Origin of the sequence: Specibacter sp. NPDC078692 (assembly GCF_040686835.1) — a bacterium.
In the GTDB taxonomy this organism is placed as follows: Bacteria; Actinomycetota; Actinomycetes; order Actinomycetales; family Micrococcaceae; genus Specibacter.
Map to the genome: position 1 here is coordinate 197,159 of NZ_JBFBLV010000004.1, position 15,669 is coordinate 212,827.

Annotated in this window: 17 protein-coding genes; 9 read left to right on the top strand and 8 right to left on the bottom strand. The window is 60.7% G+C overall.

The annotated features are described in order from the left end of the window. Nucleotides 1-5 precede the first annotated feature (5 nt). Nucleotides 6-665, bottom strand: a complete 660-nt coding sequence (locus tag AB0O97_RS04930; RefSeq protein ID WP_363840761.1) for a hypothetical protein — start codon at nt 663-665, stop codon at nt 6-8. Between the two features lie 157 nt (nt 666-822). After that, nucleotides 823-1,779 carry a heme o synthase gene (gene cyoE / locus AB0O97_RS04935; RefSeq protein ID WP_363840756.1) on the bottom strand — a complete coding sequence of 319 codons (957 nt, stop codon included), beginning with the start codon at nt 1,777-1,779 and terminating at the stop codon, nt 823-825. A gap of 221 nt (nt 1,780-2,000) precedes the next feature. On the opposite strand from cyoE, the gene AB0O97_RS04940 reads away from it, so the two are divergent. Beyond that, nucleotides 2,001-2,546: a hypothetical protein gene (locus AB0O97_RS04940; protein ID WP_363840753.1), complete on the top strand. Its 546-nt coding sequence runs from the start codon at nt 2,001-2,003 to the stop codon at nt 2,544-2,546. Between the two features lie 199 nt (nt 2,547-2,745). Continuing rightward, nucleotides 2,746-5,043, top strand: a complete 2,298-nt coding sequence (locus tag AB0O97_RS04945; protein WP_363880598.1) for a DUF222 domain-containing protein — start codon at nt 2,746-2,748, stop codon at nt 5,041-5,043. Between the two features lie 34 nt (nt 5,044-5,077). On the opposite strand, the gene AB0O97_RS04950 is transcribed toward AB0O97_RS04945, so the two are convergent. Then, on the bottom strand, nt 5,078-5,500 hold the full coding sequence (locus tag AB0O97_RS04950) for a pyridoxamine 5'-phosphate oxidase family protein (RefSeq protein WP_363840747.1): 423 nt from the start codon (nt 5,498-5,500) through the stop codon (nt 5,078-5,080). A 7-nt stretch (nt 5,501-5,507) separates the two neighbouring features. Next, nucleotides 5,508-6,572, bottom strand: a complete 1,065-nt coding sequence (locus AB0O97_RS04955) for a LacI family DNA-binding transcriptional regulator (protein WP_363880601.1) — start codon at nt 6,570-6,572, stop codon at nt 5,508-5,510. A 306-nt stretch (nt 6,573-6,878) separates the two neighbouring features. Here AB0O97_RS04955 and AB0O97_RS04960 point away from each other — a divergent pair, with 306 nt between their 5' ends. Genes AB0O97_RS04960 through AB0O97_RS04970 form a run of 3 tightly spaced genes read left to right on the top strand, consistent with a single transcriptional unit; the run spans nt 6,879 to nt 10,164 of the window. Then, nucleotides 6,879-8,012 (top strand): Gfo/Idh/MocA family oxidoreductase, encoded by a 1,134-nt coding sequence (locus AB0O97_RS04960; RefSeq protein ID WP_363880696.1) that lies wholly within the window; start codon nt 6,879-6,881, stop codon nt 8,010-8,012. A 2-nt stretch (nt 8,013-8,014) separates the two neighbouring features. After that, on the top strand, nt 8,015-9,256 hold the full coding sequence (locus tag AB0O97_RS04965; RefSeq protein WP_363880604.1) for a dihydrodipicolinate synthase family protein: 1,242 nt from the start codon (nt 8,015-8,017) through the stop codon (nt 9,254-9,256). Then, complete coding sequence (locus tag AB0O97_RS04970) at nt 9,253-10,164, top strand: sugar phosphate isomerase/epimerase family protein (protein WP_363880607.1); 912 nt, start codon at nt 9,253-9,255, stop codon at nt 10,162-10,164. The genes AB0O97_RS04965 and AB0O97_RS04970 overlap by 4 nt, the downstream gene beginning before the upstream one ends. A gap of 62 nt (nt 10,165-10,226) precedes the next feature. Here the strand turns inward: AB0O97_RS04970 and AB0O97_RS04975 are convergent, their stop codons facing one another. From AB0O97_RS04975 to AB0O97_RS04985, 3 genes are all read right to left on the bottom strand, one after another. Continuing rightward, a complete protein-coding gene (locus tag AB0O97_RS04975) occupies nt 10,227-10,949 on the bottom strand; it encodes an AAA family ATPase (RefSeq protein WP_363840737.1) in 723 nt (240 codons plus the stop codon). After that, complete coding sequence (locus tag AB0O97_RS04980) at nt 10,946-11,284, bottom strand: YbaK/EbsC family protein (protein WP_363880610.1); 339 nt, start codon at nt 11,282-11,284, stop codon at nt 10,946-10,948. Before AB0O97_RS04980 ends, AB0O97_RS04975 begins: the two co-directional genes overlap by 4 nt. 70 nt (nt 11,285-11,354) lie before the next feature. Then, on the bottom strand, nt 11,355-11,936 hold the full coding sequence (locus AB0O97_RS04985) for a hypothetical protein (RefSeq protein WP_363880613.1): 582 nt from the start codon (nt 11,934-11,936) through the stop codon (nt 11,355-11,357). 149 nt (nt 11,937-12,085) lie between these two features. Here AB0O97_RS04985 and AB0O97_RS04990 point away from each other — a divergent pair, with 149 nt between their 5' ends. From AB0O97_RS04990 to AB0O97_RS05005, 4 genes are read left to right on the top strand one after another with little or no spacing between them, the layout of a single operon-like run. Continuing rightward, complete coding sequence (locus AB0O97_RS04990) at nt 12,086-12,643, top strand: MFS transporter (protein WP_363880616.1); 558 nt, start codon at nt 12,086-12,088, stop codon at nt 12,641-12,643. A gap of 45 nt (nt 12,644-12,688) precedes the next feature. Beyond that, on the top strand, nt 12,689-12,880 hold the full coding sequence (locus AB0O97_RS04995) for a hypothetical protein (protein ID WP_363880619.1): 192 nt from the start codon (nt 12,689-12,691) through the stop codon (nt 12,878-12,880). A gap of 12 nt (nt 12,881-12,892) precedes the next feature. After that, entirely contained in the window at nt 12,893-13,201 is a 309-nt protein-coding gene (locus tag AB0O97_RS05000) for a hypothetical protein (RefSeq protein ID WP_363880622.1), read from the top strand. 42 nt (nt 13,202-13,243) lie between these two features. Further along, complete coding sequence (locus AB0O97_RS05005) at nt 13,244-14,032, top strand: hypothetical protein (protein WP_363880625.1); 789 nt, start codon at nt 13,244-13,246, stop codon at nt 14,030-14,032. Here AB0O97_RS05005 and AB0O97_RS05010 read toward each other — a convergent pair. Further along, entirely contained in the window at nt 13,928-15,610 is a 1,683-nt protein-coding gene (locus AB0O97_RS05010) for a DUF1990 domain-containing protein (protein WP_363880628.1), read from the bottom strand. The two genes, AB0O97_RS05005 and AB0O97_RS05010, sit on opposite strands and share 105 nt — an antisense overlap. Nucleotides 15,611-15,669 lie beyond the last annotated feature (59 nt).

A 15,669-nucleotide genomic window follows, 5' to 3' on the forward strand; every position in this document is an offset into this window, starting at 1 on the left:
CTGCCTCAGCCACGCTGGTAGCGGCGGGCCGCGGCTTCTGCCGTCTCAAGAGCTACCTCCAGCTCGGCGACGGCACGCTGGTAGGTGGCTACGCCGTCGTCCGTCATGAGGGAAAAAGCAGAGTGCACTGTGTCCGGGACAATCCTGGCGTCGGTGACTGGCTGCAACTGGTTAGCGGCCGTCACCGCCCGGATCAGGGCCGATGTCTCAGGAACACGGACATCGCTCATGGTGGGGAAGTCGATGGCGGCACCCGGGTCTAACTCGTAGCGACTCCATTGCGTGATCAGGGCTTGGTGGCGGTGAGATATCTGCGTGAATGCTGCCGCCAACTCGGCCTGGTGCCCAGTGGCGGCCAGCAGATCCGCATGTCGGCGGCACCACAGCTGAGTAGCGACGGCGGTGCCAGCGGCCAGCAGCAGCAGAGCACACGAGAGTACTCGGTTGCTCATGGCCGGGATCAGGATCATCGGAGCGACCACGCACATGCCCGTGAACACATACCAAAAGGTGGCATCGGGATCGTTTTTCCGATGACTGCGCGATCCGGCCAAGGCAACCGTGGCCACCGTAGTGACTGTGACGAGCACTGCAAGTACGAGGAACATCATTTCCATCGACCTCCCGGCACCGTAGCCGCCACGCTCCTGTATGGACGCGGTCATCAGACCTTTAAGCAATCCGTCAACCAGACCCTGAAGCCCAGCCACGTGGGCAGAGCCATTGTGGTCTTACTCCATTTCAGGCCTATTCGCTCCGAAGGTCAAGGGCTCCGTGCCTGTTGCAGAGCCCTGGAAATGCTTTCTGGTACGGCCGGGAAGGCTATGGCAGTCGTGGGCCAACGGCGAGCAATACGGAAACAGCGCACAGCATGATCAGTGAATAGCGGAACATCACGCGTGCCCAGCGGTCATCATCAGTGGCGCGCAGTCCGCGAACGGCCATAAACAGCCAACCGGCACCGAGTGCCGCCGTGGCTGCGGTGTATACCCAGCCTGTGTAGCCGAAGGGCTGGGGAAGGAGCGAGACGGCAACGTAAACAACCGTGTAGACCAGGATCTGGGCCTTGGTGGCGGCGATGCCGCGGACCACCGAGATGATCGGCACCTGGGCGCGGGCATATTCAGCCTGCCGGTAAATCGCAATCGAGTAAAACGCTGGCATCTGCCAGAAGAAGAGCATGAGGAAGACAATGCCGGCTCCGGCGTCGAGCGCGTTGCTGGCACCTACGTATCCGCCCAAGATGGGTGCCGCTCCCGAGATGCTGCCCACCAATGTGCCATGGATACTCAGACGTTTGGCGAGCATTCCGTAGAGCACCACATAGGCCAGGAAACCGCCCAGGCCCACGATGACTACGAGCGTGTTGGTCCATGCCATCAGAGCGCCCACGCCAGCTAGCCCCAAAATGGTGGAGTAGATGACAGCATTGCGCGCACCCACCCCGCCGGTGACTGTGGCACGCTTCTTGGTTCTGGCCATGACGGTGTCAATATCTCGGTCCAAGACGTTGTTCAGTACACACGCGGAAGCAATAACCAGTGTGGTGCCGAGGCAGACGGCCAGAAACATCCACCAGTCGATTCGGCCCGGACTGGCAAAGAGGAAACCAGCCGCTGCCGTGAGGACATTCCCGAACATCACCCGCGGTTTCGTCAGCGAATAGTAACGCAGCACCGACGCCTGCCATGAAACTCCGGTGGCCCGAGCGGCCAGCGCACTATCTTTGCCATCGAGGTGGGGCTGATGGGCCGGTTGAGAGGAACTGCGCGCGGTCATGGGGGAACTCCAGGAGTGTAAAGGTGATTGCAATCAGCTTACTGCTGCGCATCACGAAGCAGCATCTTAGGAGACCTGGATAACGATTCCCTGCGCTCCTGGGGGTAGCCATAACAGTTCAGCGGATCTTCCGTATTAACGGGTACCGCAGAGCCAGCCAAGGCATAACGTGAAATAACCCAAACCTGGGTAAGTTCTCACTTTCAAAGAGGGTGTTTCCCATGAAGTACATCAAGGCCTGGCTGGCAATTGTGGGGTTGCTGGCGGCATTCATTCTCGTCGCACCGGCGCCAGCTCAAGCAGCACCCTATTGCGGCATCGTGTGGGGTTCGTTGGCCAAGACTGCCGGGACCGGTTCCAGCGCCACGGTAGCTAATGTCCGAGCCGGGCAGCATGCGTGCTTTGACCGCATGGTGATCGACGTCAACGGTCACGCCAACGGCTACTCCGTGCAGTACGTGTCAGTGGTTCAGCGCCCCGGTAGCGGCCAGGCGGTTCCCGTGCGTGGTGCGGCCGATCTCCAGGTCACCGTGCTGGCCCCCGCCTACACCAGCTCCGGCACCTCCAGTTACACCCCGACCAACCCCAATGAACTCTTCAACCTGGCCGGGTACACCACCTTCCGCCAGCTGGCCATGGCAGGCAGCTTCGAAGGCAGCACCACCATCGCATTAGGAGTCCGGGCACGGCTCCCGTTCACGGTGTTTGTCCTGGATGGACCGGGGAACACCTCGCGGATTGTGATTGACGTGGCGCATCGCTGGTAAGCCACTGACATTCCGCTGCTAAGCCACGAGCGTCGCAGATCTCCACCCCAGCTGCCGCCGGACGTACTCTTCTCAAGTACGACGGCGGCAGCTGGCTTTTCTGTGTTGTGTCGCGAATTCTGGGGACATCTTAGAGTATTTATACGGGAAGATTTCAAAATCTATTGATCTTGCCATACATATAATCTAGAATTGTGGTATGGGCAATTCATCTGGATTCCCGATTGATCGGGAGAATCTATCCGCCACAGCTCGTGTGGCGGAATTGATTGACGGGCTTGCTCTTCCCACCATTGAACCGCTTGCCTCTGACATTGAGCCTCTCGTCGGGCTGCCGGCACTGCCCCTTCCCGAGAATTCCGGCGCACAACGGCACTCACAGTTAGAGGGCATTCGCGCCTTGATGGACAGCTGTGGAGACGCCGTGGCTTCCTTACGTCGGCATCAAAACCAGTGCGCCGCTCTCGTCGCCGTCATGGTTGAGCGGCTCGATTCAGCCTCCGTCATAGAAGGTGGACTGCTATCCCTCGGTGCGTGGCAGAAGAATGGCGCCTTAGCGCAGATCACCACGGAACTGGCAACGATTTTGCACGTTGCGGAGGGATACGCTTGGCGACTGATCGATCATTCAGTAACGCTGGTTCGGCAATTGCCGGCCACCATGGAGGTGCTCACGGCAGGGGAGCTGTGCTGGGACCATGCGGTGGTCATCGCCGAAGAGACGTCTCTGCTGCGTTCGGCACGAATCGCTCAGGAAACTATTGACGCCTTTGAGCAGACACTACTTGAGCACGCTCTCACCAAAACACTTCCAAGCTTTCGCGCCACTGCCCGCCGGTTGCGTGAACGCAGCTACCCGGAAACCATCACGGCACGTACCCGTCGTGCCTTTGCAGAGAGAAATGTGCGCATATCGCGTGGCCAGGACGGCATGTCCTGGCTCAGCCTCTATGCTCCAGCACCCACCATTGAAGCCATTTGGGATCAGTGCAACTTCACAGCTCAGGCGGCACGCGGGCCCCATGAGAGCAGAACGCAACCGCAATTGCGAGCAGATATTGCCGCGGCACTGCTCCTGCGCCAAAGCATGGACCAGAACGGCATCCATAGTCCCGCACCTGCCAGTGCACCCGAGTCATCACCTGCCCCAAATGTATCCTCGGCCAGCGAACTGGGCCAGGATGGCGCCGATGTGGCCGATGTGGCCGATCCCGATCTAACCGGGGCCGATCTAAACAATCCGGATGAAAATGAACAGGGGCCAGCAGGACCGATTTTAGGTTGGCAAGGGGCGCCGAGGAAGAATCTTTGGTATCTCCAACCAGAGCCGGATCCCTGCGGTGAAGGCGCGTTCCCCGACCCAAACCGGTGCGCAGCCAAGTTCAGTCCCTGGCAGATCCCAGATTTTGAGGATCCTAACTACAACCATCCAGACTTTAGGGAACCAGATCCTCGAAACTTCCCCGACTGGAACGCCACAGCTCATGTCCCATCGTTAAAGCGTGCCGGAGCCGATTCTGACCCAGGCGCCGGTAGCGAAACCAGCTTCCAGGGGACCACTGTGGCCGAAGATTTGGCCTATGACGTGGCTCCTTGGCCACCATTGCCGCAAGTCACTCCCATCGTGCTGATTCCTGCCTTGTCGCTCCTTGGCATGACCAATGAACCCGCATGGATGGAAGGATGCGGACCCATCAGCATGGAAGTCGCTAAACGCCTTGCTTCTCAAGCCCCCAGTATGCTCCGGTTACTCGTTGACCCCATCAGCAACGAACCGCTCGACATTGCTCCTGACCGCTACCGTATCGGTTCAGCCATGCGGACAATGCTGCGCATCCGGGAAGAGTACTGTCAGTTCCCCGGCTGCCTCGCAAAATCCATCAGTTGCGATGTGGACCACATAAAGAGCTTTGAAACTGGGGGTAGATCTATCTACAACAATCTTGAAAATTTGTGCGCACGCCACCACTTGCTCAAACATTTCAAGGACGACAAGGATCGGCACGGAAAGCGACGCTGCATCGATGAACCAGAGCGCCAGGACGTGAAGCTCCGAGGCTGGACTCCGCATATGGAAAGCAATGGCAAGGTCTCTTGGACCTCCCCATCCGGCAGGTTCCATCCACCAGAAGTCGCAGAGAAGAAGCAGCCGCCTGCCTACCCGAAATGGTTGAAGAAATTGATCGATCGTGCAATGGCGGGCAAGAGCCAGAAGAACCGCAATGATGCAACTCGACAGCAGGAAACGGAGCTGGCTCAGGCTTTTTCACTGGCGGTCGCCGAAGCTGTCGCTGACCAAGTGGCTGGAGCTGTTAGCGAAGCAGTCGCTAGTGCCCTCACTCAGGCAGACGACAATGAAGAGACTTGGGACCCCGATAATCTCCCCGAGCCTCCTGCGCCGACACCTTACGACCAAGAAGACGACGAGATCCGGACTCGGATGGCCTTCGAAACGGCGCGCAGGAATCCGCACTTAGGACTCCCATACGCTGTGTAGCCAGCCCCGGACTCTGGATCAGCCAGATTCGGACTCAGTACCGCTCGGGCTCGGTACCCAGCTGAAAGCGGAAGCCACTAACACTGCTCGGGACGATTTCCACGAAGGTGTACTTCAGCGTTTGGAGCCACGGTGCCAAGGGAAGCTCACTAACGGCATCAATTTCCGTTTGCGATTCCAAGACCCGTGCCGTGCCTTTGAGTACTACGCTCCAGGCTTCGTTCTCGGCGAGTCCGTCAATCTCAAAAGCCACCGAGTCGTTGATGGTCAACTCAGCCAACTTGGTTCCAGGGTTGGTGCGCATGAGGAGTTTTCCGTCATGGGCAAGGTAGTTGATGGGGAAGATATCCGGCTGGTTGCCCACGCTCAGGGCCAACCTGCCGAAGCGAGTGTGCTCGAGGAAGCGCCAGGCTTCATCGTTGCTCATGATCTGTCCGGGGCTCTCTTCTGTGCTCATGATGTGATTATGCCCCATCGGCAACAAAGGTGGGCTGTCCAGCACTTTCACGCAACATCACAGTTCCTGTGACTGTCGCCAGAGGCCGGGCATCAGGGTCTAGAGCCAACCCTGCTGCGAGGCGACCTATTTCTTCAAGTGGCAACCGGTAAGTACTCAATCCGGGAAAGTGATCCCGCAGGGTTGGAATGTCATCGAAACCGGCCACCTGCACGTCGTCGGGAATCCGCAGTCCTCGGGAACGGATCGCTGTCATGGCACCAAGGGCCATGACGTCGTTTGCCGCCAGGATACACAAGGGGGACTCAGCCTCGTCCTGGCCAGAGGTGATTTTCAAAGTATCAAGGCACTCGATAGTGGCATCGAAGCCGCCACGACTCGTAAACGGTCCGGGGACAACAGCCAAAGGCTCAAGCGAACTTGCCGCCAAGGCACTCATGAACCCCGCAACGCGCGACCGGGCAGTATTACGTTCGTGCGGGCCTGAAAGAATGGCAAAGCGAGTGAGCCCTCTTGCCAGTAGTGCAGCCGCGAGCTCGCGGGCCCCGTCAAAGTTGCCGATGGTCACGACTCTGGCCTCGGGGATGGAGGTTGTGCCCAATGTGACCACTCTGCCCCCATTCTTGATGTAACGCTCCAAACTCTTGGCCAGCAGCGGGTCTTCCTCCAGGAAACGGGACGTGGCCAATATGATGGCGTCTGTGCGGTAGGAAATAAACGCCTTTACAGCCGCCAGCTCGGCGCTGCGCGGCGTGCCATCTTCGCCGCCCAGATCAGTGCCTGCCAACAGGACTTGTCGGCGTGATTGAAGCGCCATCTCCTGAACCCCATGAGCGATCGCTGAGAAGTATGGATCGGCAATGTCATGAACCACCAGCCCCACTAGGCCGGTGGTGGAACGGGCTAACGCCTGAGCCTGCGCGTTTGCAACATAGCCCAATTCTTCCGCGGAGGCCCGCACCCTTTCGCTGATATCTGGGGCAGGACTGCGCGCTGAACCATTCAATACGCGTGAAGCAGTGGCTAGCGACACGCCAGCATGGCGGGCCACTTCGGTGAGGTTGACGGGCACAGTGGATCCCTATTCTTATTTGTGTAGACGGGGTGAGAACTTCGTGACCAGGGAAAACTCGCCGGTGTGGCGAAAGCGACGTGGCCTTGTGAACTACTCAACCCAATGATAGATTAAACACAGATGGGAAAGCGCTTTCCACTTTATCGGCCGCGTCACCCCACCACGGTACATACCAACAACACCATTCAGGAGCATCACATGACTCTTACCGCAACCACTGAGCAGGCAGCTGCCGTGTCCACTTCTGCAGGCAATGCCGCCAGCACTGAGTCAGGAAGCAAGCAGCGGGTCATCCGTATTGCCATGAATGGCATCACCGGACGCATGGGCTACCGCCAGCACCTGTTGCGCTCCATCCTGCCCCTGCGCGATAGCGGACTGACGCTCGAAGACGGCACCAAGGTGGCTATTGAGCCGATCCTTATTGGCCGCAACGAAGCTAAGGTCCGGGAACTGGCCGAGCTACACAACGTTGAGCACTGGTCCACCGATCTGGATGCCGTCATCGCCGATCCCACGGTCGACGTCGTTTTTGACGCTTCCATGACCAGCCTGCGTGCCGCCACCTTGAAGAAGGCCATGGCTAACGGCAAGCACATTTTCACCGAGAAGCCCACGGCTGAGACCCTCGAAGAGGCCATCGAGCTGGCACAGATCGGCAAGGACGCCGGAATCACCGCAGGCGTCGTGCACGACAAGCTCTACCTGCCCGGTCTGGTCAAACTGCGCCGTTTGGTGGACGAAGGCTTCTTCGGCCGCATCCTTTCTATCCGGGGTGAGTTTGGCTACTGGGTGTTCGAAGGCGATCACCAGAGCGCTCAGCGCCCCTCGTGGAACTACCGCAAGGAAGACGGCGGCGGCATGACCACCGACATGTTCTGCCACTGGAACTACGTGCTCGAAGGCATCATCGGCAAGGTCAAGACCGTCAACGCCAAGACCGCCACGCATATCCCGGCGCGCTGGGACGAGGCTGGCAAGGAGTACACGGCAACTGCCGACGACGCCGCTTACGGCATCTTTGAACTGGAAACCCCGGCCGGGGACCCAGTCATCGGCCAGATCAACTCATCGTGGGCCGTGCGCGTTTACCGCGACGAGCTCGTAGAATTCCAGATCGATGGCACGCACGGTTCAGCCGTGGCCGGCCTGAACAAGTGTGTCGCCCAGCAGCGCGCCCACACACCCAAGCCCGTATGGAACCCGGATCTGCCCGTCACCGAATCCTTCCGCGCACAGTGGCAGGAAGTTCCCGCGAACGCCGATCTGGACAACGGCTTCAAGCTGCAGTGGGAAGAGTTCCTGCGCGATGTCATCGCCGGCCGCGAGCACCGCTTTGGCTTGCTCTCAGCAGCTCGCGGCGTGCAGTTGGCCGAACTCGGACTGCAGTCCTCCGCAGAGCGCCGCACCCTGGACATCCCGGAAATCGAGCTCTAACCATGACACTTTCAATCACCCTTCCGCTACCCGGCGGTGAGCTGGAAACGCTGACGCTAAATGCAACGGGACCGTGGCGCAAGCCCACCGAACTCATCACCTCACGCAAGGTGTACGCCGCCGCGCACGTGACCCCCAAGGTATTGGGCAACAACGTTCCCGGCGCGCCGGCTGATATTGATTGGGACGCGACACTCGCCTTCCGCCGCGAGCTGTGGAGCTGGGGCGTGGGTATTGCCGACGCCATGGACACCGCTCAGCGCGGCATGGGTCTGGACTGGATCGCCACGCAGGAGCTCATCAACCGTTCCGCTGCCGAGGCCGCGCTCATCGCGACCCCGCAGCGCACCGTGCGCGATCTGCTCGCCTGTGGCGCCGGCACCGACCAGCTGGACCCGGCCGACGTCGAGTCTGGTCAGGCTGGGTTGGCTGCCGTATTGGCCGCCTACCGGGAACAGATCGCCGTCGTCGAGGCGTCCGGCGCGAAGGTCATCATCATGGCTTCCCGCGCTCTGGCCAAGGTTGCCAGCGGCCCCGAAGATTACCTAACGCTGTATGGCACGCTGCTGAAAGAGGTCAAGGAACCTGTTGTCCTGCACTGGCTGGGCACCATGTTTGATCCTTCCTTGGCAGGTTACTGGGGCAGCGATGACGTCGCTACCGCCACAGCCACCTTCCAGCAACTCATCGAGACGCACGCTGCAAAGGTGGACGGCGTCAAGGTTTCCTTGCTCGACGCCGGACATGAAGTTGCGCTCCGGGCCTCGCTTCCGGAGGGGGTACGCCTGTACACCGGGGACGATTTCAACTACCCCGAGCTGATTGATGGCGATGGTTCGCATTATTCGGATGCGCTCTTGGGCATCTTTGCTGCGATTGCCCCTGCTGCATCGACCGCCTTGCAGGAGTACGACGCCGGCCGCCCCACCGAAGCGCGTGCCATCCTCGATTCCACCCGGGATCTGGGTCTGCACATCTTCGAAGCGCCCACGTATTTCTATAAGACGGGCATCGCGTTCCTGGCCTGGCTCAATGGTTACCAGGCAGGTTTCCAGATGATTGGCGGGTTGCATTCCGGCCGCGACGTGAACCATTTGGTCAAGCTGTTCCGGCTGGCCAACACGGCGGGACTGCTGCTCAACCCTGAGCTGGCGGCCACGCGCATGGCCGGTTTCTTGAGCGCAGCGGGTATCAACTCTGTTGCGACGCTGGATAACAGCGTTTTGGAAGGAGTTAACGCATGAGCAGCTTTGAGAAGTTGTCCATTAACACCGCAACGATCAAGAAGGCATCGCTCGCCGAAGCCCTTGCCCTGAGCGTTGCAGCGGGTCTGAAACACATTGGCCTGTGGCGCGACAAGGTAGCAGAGGTTGGACTCGAGAATGCCGTTGAGATGGTCAAGGCATCGGGTTTGCAGGTCTCCAGCCTGTGCCGTGGCGGTTTTTTGACCGCTGCTGATCCGGCCGGCCAAGCTGCGGCTTTGGAAGACAACAAGGCAGCGATCCTTGAGGCGAAGGCCCTGGGCACCACGGAAATCATCATGGTGGTGGGCGGGCTTCCCGACTTCAGCGTCTCACCGGGTGCCGTTGATGGGGGAGGCGAGGCAACCGCCGTCGTAGGTGGCAAGGACATTGTGCTGGCCCGCCAGCGCGTGGCTGACCGGCTGGCCGAGCTGGTTCCCTTCGCTTTGGAACACGGAGTGCGGCTGGTGCTCGAACCACTGCATCCGATGTTCGCCGCCGACCGTGCGGTCCTCTCAACGCTGGGGCAGGCACTGGATTTGGCTGCGCCGCACCCGGTGGAGGCAGTGGGCGTCGTGGTGGACACCTTCCATGTCTGGTGGGATCCCTCCCTGCAGGAGCAGATTGCCCGCGCCGGTGCGCAGGGGCGGATTGCCTCCTACCAGGTGTGCGACTTCAACTTGCCCATCGCCGCCGACGCGCTGCTGTCGCGCGGGTTCATGGGCGACGGCGTCATTGACTTCGCAGCCATCGGCCAGTGGGTTGCCGAGGCAGGCTACAAAGGGGTGGTGGAGGTGGAAATCTTCAACGAGGACATCTGGAACCTGCCGTTCGCTGAGGTAGTCGACACCGTCAAGGCCCGCTACGCCGAACTCGTGGAGCCGCACCTGGCCCGAGCATTGACTCACTAAGCACGCCTCTAGAGGCGTAGTGAAGCCGGGTGGCCCCGCCATATTGCGGCGGAGCCACCCGGCTAAATGTATTTTAGGAACCGCTGCGGGGCGTCCATGAACGAACGCCAGTTGCGCACGAGTTCAAGGTCTTCCCAACTATTCTGGCGCAACCCCCAAGGCCCCACTTCATAAATATCCGCGCCCGGCAGCGATGCCAGTACGGGGGAGTGCGTTGAGAGGATGACTTGGGAATCGCCCTCGTCCAACAATTGCGTCAGGACGCTCAACAGCGACAGGCAACCGGAGAAGGACAGCGCGGATTCGGGCTCATCGAGGACCCACAGGCCACCGCCGCGGAACCTGTCGATGATCAGGGCCAGAAATGATTCGCCGTGGGACATTTCGTGAAACTTTGCTTCAGGTAGTCCCCATATAGGGTTGTCCTCCAAGTAGCTGAAGAAGCCGTGCATGGTTTCGGCACGCAGGAAATAGCCGAATTTGCTGGTACCAATGTTGCGCGTGAGTTTCAGGTAGGAATGGAGATCGGATTCGGTGGGGCGGCTGTGGTGCCTGGCGCCGGTGGAACCGCCCTCGGGATTGACCCCAAATGCCATGGCGATGGCCTCAACGAGGGTCGACTTCCCGGAGCCGTTCTCGCCGACAAATACCGTGGCGCGGCCAAGATCCATCCCGTCACGCAGAATCTGCTGCACCGGCGCCAAGGTGGCTGGCCACACATCGGGGTCCGGCGGGCTGAAGTCGTTTATCCCCACATGGCGCACGGGCGTTTTACCGAAGATCATAGGGCCGCTTCCTCCTTGGGTGTTGCCAATCCTGCCACAAGCGCGACGGCGGGGAGCTTGCCTAATTCTGTGGGCACGAGGCGGATTTTGCTGGTGCGGTTCCCGCCACCCATGATGAGGTGGTCTTGTTCGAGGACGGCGTTGTCCACATAAATGGGCAGCCCCTCGATGCCGAAGGGGGTGACGCCACCAATCTGCATACCTGTGAGCTGCACTGTTAGTGCGGTGTCGGAGAGTTCGTCGGGGCAGGGGAGCACCTCATGGATGACTCCGTGCACTTCCAACGATTGGCGGACCTGAGGCATTAGCTGGGGTACTTCGTGGACGCTGGGCATAGTGACATCCTGCCAGCATCCCCCTACCCGCGTCCTGCCCAAGCCGTCATTAGGGGCTAGCCAGTGAGGGCTAGTAATAATGTGGCTGGTCTTCGGCGGGCTTGGCAGCCACGGCATCCAACCGCGGTTCGGCCAAAAGTTCAGCTATCGCTTCGCTGCCGGCACCAACGCCTGCCCAGTGAGGGTCCACGTCATTGGCGATGCACCACGTATGATCGGCGGGCCAGATGAAGGCCGGATCAGGCATCCACGGCTGTCCGGGGGACTGGTCAGCAACGGCAATGTCCCAGCTTCCATTCTCCGCAACCGTTCCGCTGTACAAAAAGAACTCACGGTTGGGGACTTCGAAGCGGGCAGCGGGCATGGCAAATCCGAAGCCGTCCCAAAATGCGAAGAAGAGCTCATCCGGCGTCGAGGTGTGTTTGCGCAGGACGGACACCGCGATGGCCAGCCGTTCCGCTTCGGAAAGTGTCCCGCCGTAGGTCCCGGCTTCGTTTTCGGACTGTCCGCCCCGGACGGGGTCGGAGATAAAACGTAGCCGGGCATGGCCTGGGAAGCCTGCCGGACCAAAAGAGACTAATTCGGGCCAGAGCAGCTCAGAGGAACTGATCCAATCGGCTGCGGTCGCATCAGTGCTTGGTGTCAGGCTCATGGCTCAACCCTATCCATGGCCGCTGCAGTGCGTCCAGATTCTTCCCAGCCTTCTTACAGGGTCCTGAGGCCGCCGCAGGACTACCATTATTAGTTAGCAGAGGTAAGCAAATTCCCCTGCCCCGGAACTCTTCGAGGGGCTGACAAGGCATGCTTCAAGCAAAGCCGCAGGGTGTAAACAAAGGTATAAACAAAGGTATAAACAAGCGGGCGGATCGACGAGCCCGGGACCTAGCCAAACCGCACTACAAGTGGATCGTCCTCTCCAACACCACCCTCGGCGTGCTGATGGCGACCATTAACGCCTCAATCCTGCTGATCGCCTTGCCCGATATTTTCCGAGGGGTGGGCATCAACCCCTTGGCACCGGGCAACACGAGCCTACTGCTGTGGCTGATCATGGGTTACATGGTGGTCACAGCCGTGCTGGTGGTCAGCTTTGGCCGGCTGGGCGACATGTACGGCCGCGTGAAAATGTACAACGCCGGCTTCGCCATCTTCACCGTGTTTTCGATCCTGCTGGCGGTGACATGGATGCAGGGCACCCCGGCCGTCATGTGGCTGATCATCATGCGCATCCTCCAAGGTGTTGGCGGCGCCATGCTGATGGCCAATTCCAACGCCATCATCACCGACGCCTTCCCTGTCGACCAGCGAGGCCTGGCCCTGGGCCTGAACCAGGTGGCCGGCATTGCTGGGTCCTTCTGAGGGCTCATCATTGGCGGGCTGCTTGGGCCCATCGACTGGCGACTCGTGTTCCTCGTTTCAGTACCGGTGGGAGTCTTCGGAACCGTCTGGGCGTACCTGCGCCTGCACGACACTGGCAAACGCCGGCCGGCACGTCTGGATTGGTGGGGCAACATCACGTTCGCCGTGGGCCTGATTGCCGTCTTGGTGGGTATTACCTACGGCATCCAGCCCTACGGAGGGCACACTATGGGATGAACCAACCCGTGGGTGCTGGCCGCGTTGATCGGCGGGGCGGCTGTCCTGGGCATTTTTGTGGGGGTGGAAAACCGGGTGGCCGATCCCATGTTCGAACTCTCGCTTTTCCGCATCCGCGCATTCACCGCCGGCAACCTGGCCAGCCTGCTCTCCGCCATTGGTCGTGGCGGGCTGATGTTCGTTCTCATTATTTGGTTGCAGGGGATTTGGCTACCGCGCCACGGCTACAGTTTCGCTGACACGCCCTTGTGGGCCGGGATTTATATGCTCCCGCTGACTGCCGGATTCCTGGTCGCCGGCCCCATCTCCGGTGCCATCTAGGACCGCCACGGCGCCCGGCTGCTCGCCACAGGCGGCATGGTAGTGGCCGCGCTGAGTTTCGGTTGGTTGCTGATCCTGCCCGTCAACTTCGACTATTGGACGTTCGCCCTGGCCCTGTTACTCAACGGTCTCGGCATGGGTTTGTTCGCAGCCCCCAACCGTGCCGGCATCATGAACGCCCTGCCACCTAACCACAGGGGTGTGGGCGCCGGCATGAGCACCACCTTCCAGAACTCCGCCATGGTGCTCTCCATCGGCATTTTCTTCTCCCTCATGGTCATCGGCCTGGCTCGAACCCTACCGGCGACCCTCAATGCAGGCCTGATGACCCATGGTGTTGCCGCGGCCGACGCCGGACGGGTCGCCGGGCTGCCTCCGGTCTCCGTCTTGTTCGCCTCGTTGTTGGGCTACAACCCCGTCCAGTCCTTGTTGGGCCCCACCGCGTTGGCTCAGCTTCCCGCGTCCGACGCCGCTTACCTCACCGGCCGCGGGTTCTTCCCCTCACTGATTTCGGGCCCGTTCGCCGACGGGCTCGCCGTGGCGTTTGCTTTCGCCATCGTTGCATGTCTGGTGGCGGCCGTTGCGTCGGCACTGCGGGGCGGAAAATATGTGTACGGTGACGGAGTTGGTGACGGTCACGGAAACACGGCACGTGGCACACTAGACAAGGATTCGAAAGTATATTCTAACGTTTTTGTTGCTCATCCGGCGTTGACTTCTGGCGCTTCAGCGCAGCGCTCGCAGATAACGGCGTCGAACAAGCTTCTGCACCACCATCAACGCCGGGAAAAGGAAGCGCCAAGGTTGCTGCGGCGCCGCGCGCGTCAATGAGCGGATGGTCAAGAACACCTCATCACCGTCGCCAATACCGTTACGATGCACAATGAATGCTTCTTCACCACTGACAGGGTGTCCCGGCAAGGTACGGTACGAGAAGCCCACACGGTCTGGCGTGTTCACCACGGCTACTACCTCTACGGGTTCAATCACCCGTACGCCCCATAGCCCAGCAGTGACCTGTACGCGCTGATCTTCAGCGACGGGATCGGCTGTATTGACGGTGAAACCGCTGCGGGTTTTGACGGCCCATCGCAATACATCCTCGGAGGCGCGGTCCCATGCCTCCATGCCACTTCCCACCGCACCGGTTACGGATGACACCCGGTAACCGGTGCTACGAGTGACCCCAGCAAGAGACCACTCTGCGATTCCGGGATGAGTCTTGCCTCGCCATAGGGAAGCAATGGCATCCGTGGACATTGCCCATTCATGACCTTCCCTGCCGTGTGGACCTTCCGTACCCTGCAACCATCGCTGCCGCGGAGAGTTCAGCGCGTCAGGTACCTGCGAACCTGAGGGTTGTGTAGCCAGGTCACTGAGCCAGAACGTGGCGTCAGGGTCCCAGCCCGCCAAGACACTGGAGAACTCGCCATCAACGGCTATGGCGCGGCCGGCGGTGCTCAGGTAGCCGCCCATGGTGAGGTGAACGGCGTCGTACTTGTCTTTCAGGAGCGCCCAGTCCGGCACCAGCCAGCGCCCAGTGCGCCCCGTGGTCCGGAACCAATCGTGACGCTTGGAAGCTGTGACCTCCACGGCATGCTCACGGCACAACTGGGCCCATGCCTCAGGGGATTCGATCTCAAAGACTCGCGGGTCTGGGGTTGTCTCGAGATGCTCCACGTAGGCTTCCTCCTGCCCGAACCCGTCTTCAACTAGCCACAGTCCTACAGGGCCGCGCCCGTGCATCATGCGGGTGCTATGTCTCAGACCCTGCGGCGGCATGGACCACCACTGTCCGCTCCAGTTCGCGGCGGGGTCGGCGGGACGTTCCTTGGCGGCTCGGGCTTCCTCCGCCAGGGTGTCCAAGCGCCATTGAGCAAGCGTATCCGTGGAGTCCCTCAACTCGACGGGAGGCCCGGGCTCATCATCAACGAAGGTGACCGCCCATTGCCCGGCCGGGTCTAGGGGAGCCATCCACCACTCCACGAGCGGGGATGCCAGTAGGTGTTCGGCGAAGCGATGCAGCGCACGGCGCATGGGAGCGCTCGCACCCAGTACATCTTCACCGTCGGGCTCCTGCCAGTAGCGGGCAGAGTTCACCGTGGCGGTGAGGGCGGTCAGCAGCGATTTCTCGGTGAGCGGGGATACCGGAACGGCGTCCAACAGGGTTGCGGTCTCTTCTGCCGTGGGGTGTGGCGGATCTTCTGCACCGGGGCCAAAGAGGACCCGCGATTTCCCTTGGTCCGGCTCCATCTCATGCGCGGCATAGAACATGGCCGAGGCAAAAGCATTCTCCCCGGGACCGGCGCCTTCCGCAGCGGCAAGACCCGCCAGCTCCAAGCACAACCGCCGTCCACGGGGGCCGGCAAGTAAGGTGTCAGGTTCCATGGCGGGGGAGTTCAGCGTCATGAGCCCAGCCTACGGGGAGCCGTCAGCGTGCGCGGGGGAGCCGTCGGCGTGCGGATCTA

Bases quoted from the DNA above. Each gene is read 5' to 3' on its own strand.
- cyoE (WP_363840756.1), bottom strand. From the start codon at position 1,779: ATGACCGCGCGCAGTTCCTCTCAACCGGCCCATCAGCCCCACCTCGAT.
- AB0O97_RS05010 (WP_363880628.1), bottom strand. From the start codon at position 15,610: ATGACGCTGAACTCCCCCGCCATGGAACCTGACACCTTACTTGCCGGC.
- AB0O97_RS04945 (WP_363880598.1), top strand. From the start codon at position 2,746: ATGGGCAATTCATCTGGATTCCCGATTGATCGGGAGAATCTATCCGCC.
- AB0O97_RS04950 (WP_363840747.1), bottom strand. From the start codon at position 5,500: ATGAGCACAGAAGAGAGCCCCGGACAGATCATGAGCAACGATGAAGCC.
- AB0O97_RS04980 (WP_363880610.1), bottom strand. From the start codon at position 11,284: ATGCCCAGCGTCCACGAAGTACCCCAGCTAATGCCTCAGGTCCGCCAA.
- AB0O97_RS04970 (WP_363880607.1), top strand. From the start codon at position 9,253: ATGAGCAGCTTTGAGAAGTTGTCCATTAACACCGCAACGATCAAGAAG.
- AB0O97_RS04940 (WP_363840753.1), top strand. From the start codon at position 2,001: ATGAAGTACATCAAGGCCTGGCTGGCAATTGTGGGGTTGCTGGCGGCA.
- AB0O97_RS04960 (WP_363880696.1), top strand. From the start codon at position 6,879: ATGAATGGCATCACCGGACGCATGGGCTACCGCCAGCACCTGTTGCGC.
- AB0O97_RS04990 (WP_363880616.1), top strand. From the start codon at position 12,086: ATGCTTCAAGCAAAGCCGCAGGGTGTAAACAAAGGTATAAACAAAGGT.
- AB0O97_RS04975 (WP_363840737.1), bottom strand. From the start codon at position 10,949: ATGATCTTCGGTAAAACGCCCGTGCGCCATGTGGGGATAAACGACTTC.
- AB0O97_RS04965 (WP_363880604.1), top strand. From the start codon at position 8,015: ATGACACTTTCAATCACCCTTCCGCTACCCGGCGGTGAGCTGGAAACG.
- AB0O97_RS04985 (WP_363880613.1), bottom strand. From the start codon at position 11,936: ATGAGCCTGACACCAAGCACTGATGCGACCGCAGCCGATTGGATCAGT.
- AB0O97_RS04930 (WP_363840761.1), bottom strand. From the start codon at position 665: ATGACCGCGTCCATACAGGAGCGTGGCGGCTACGGTGCCGGGAGGTCG.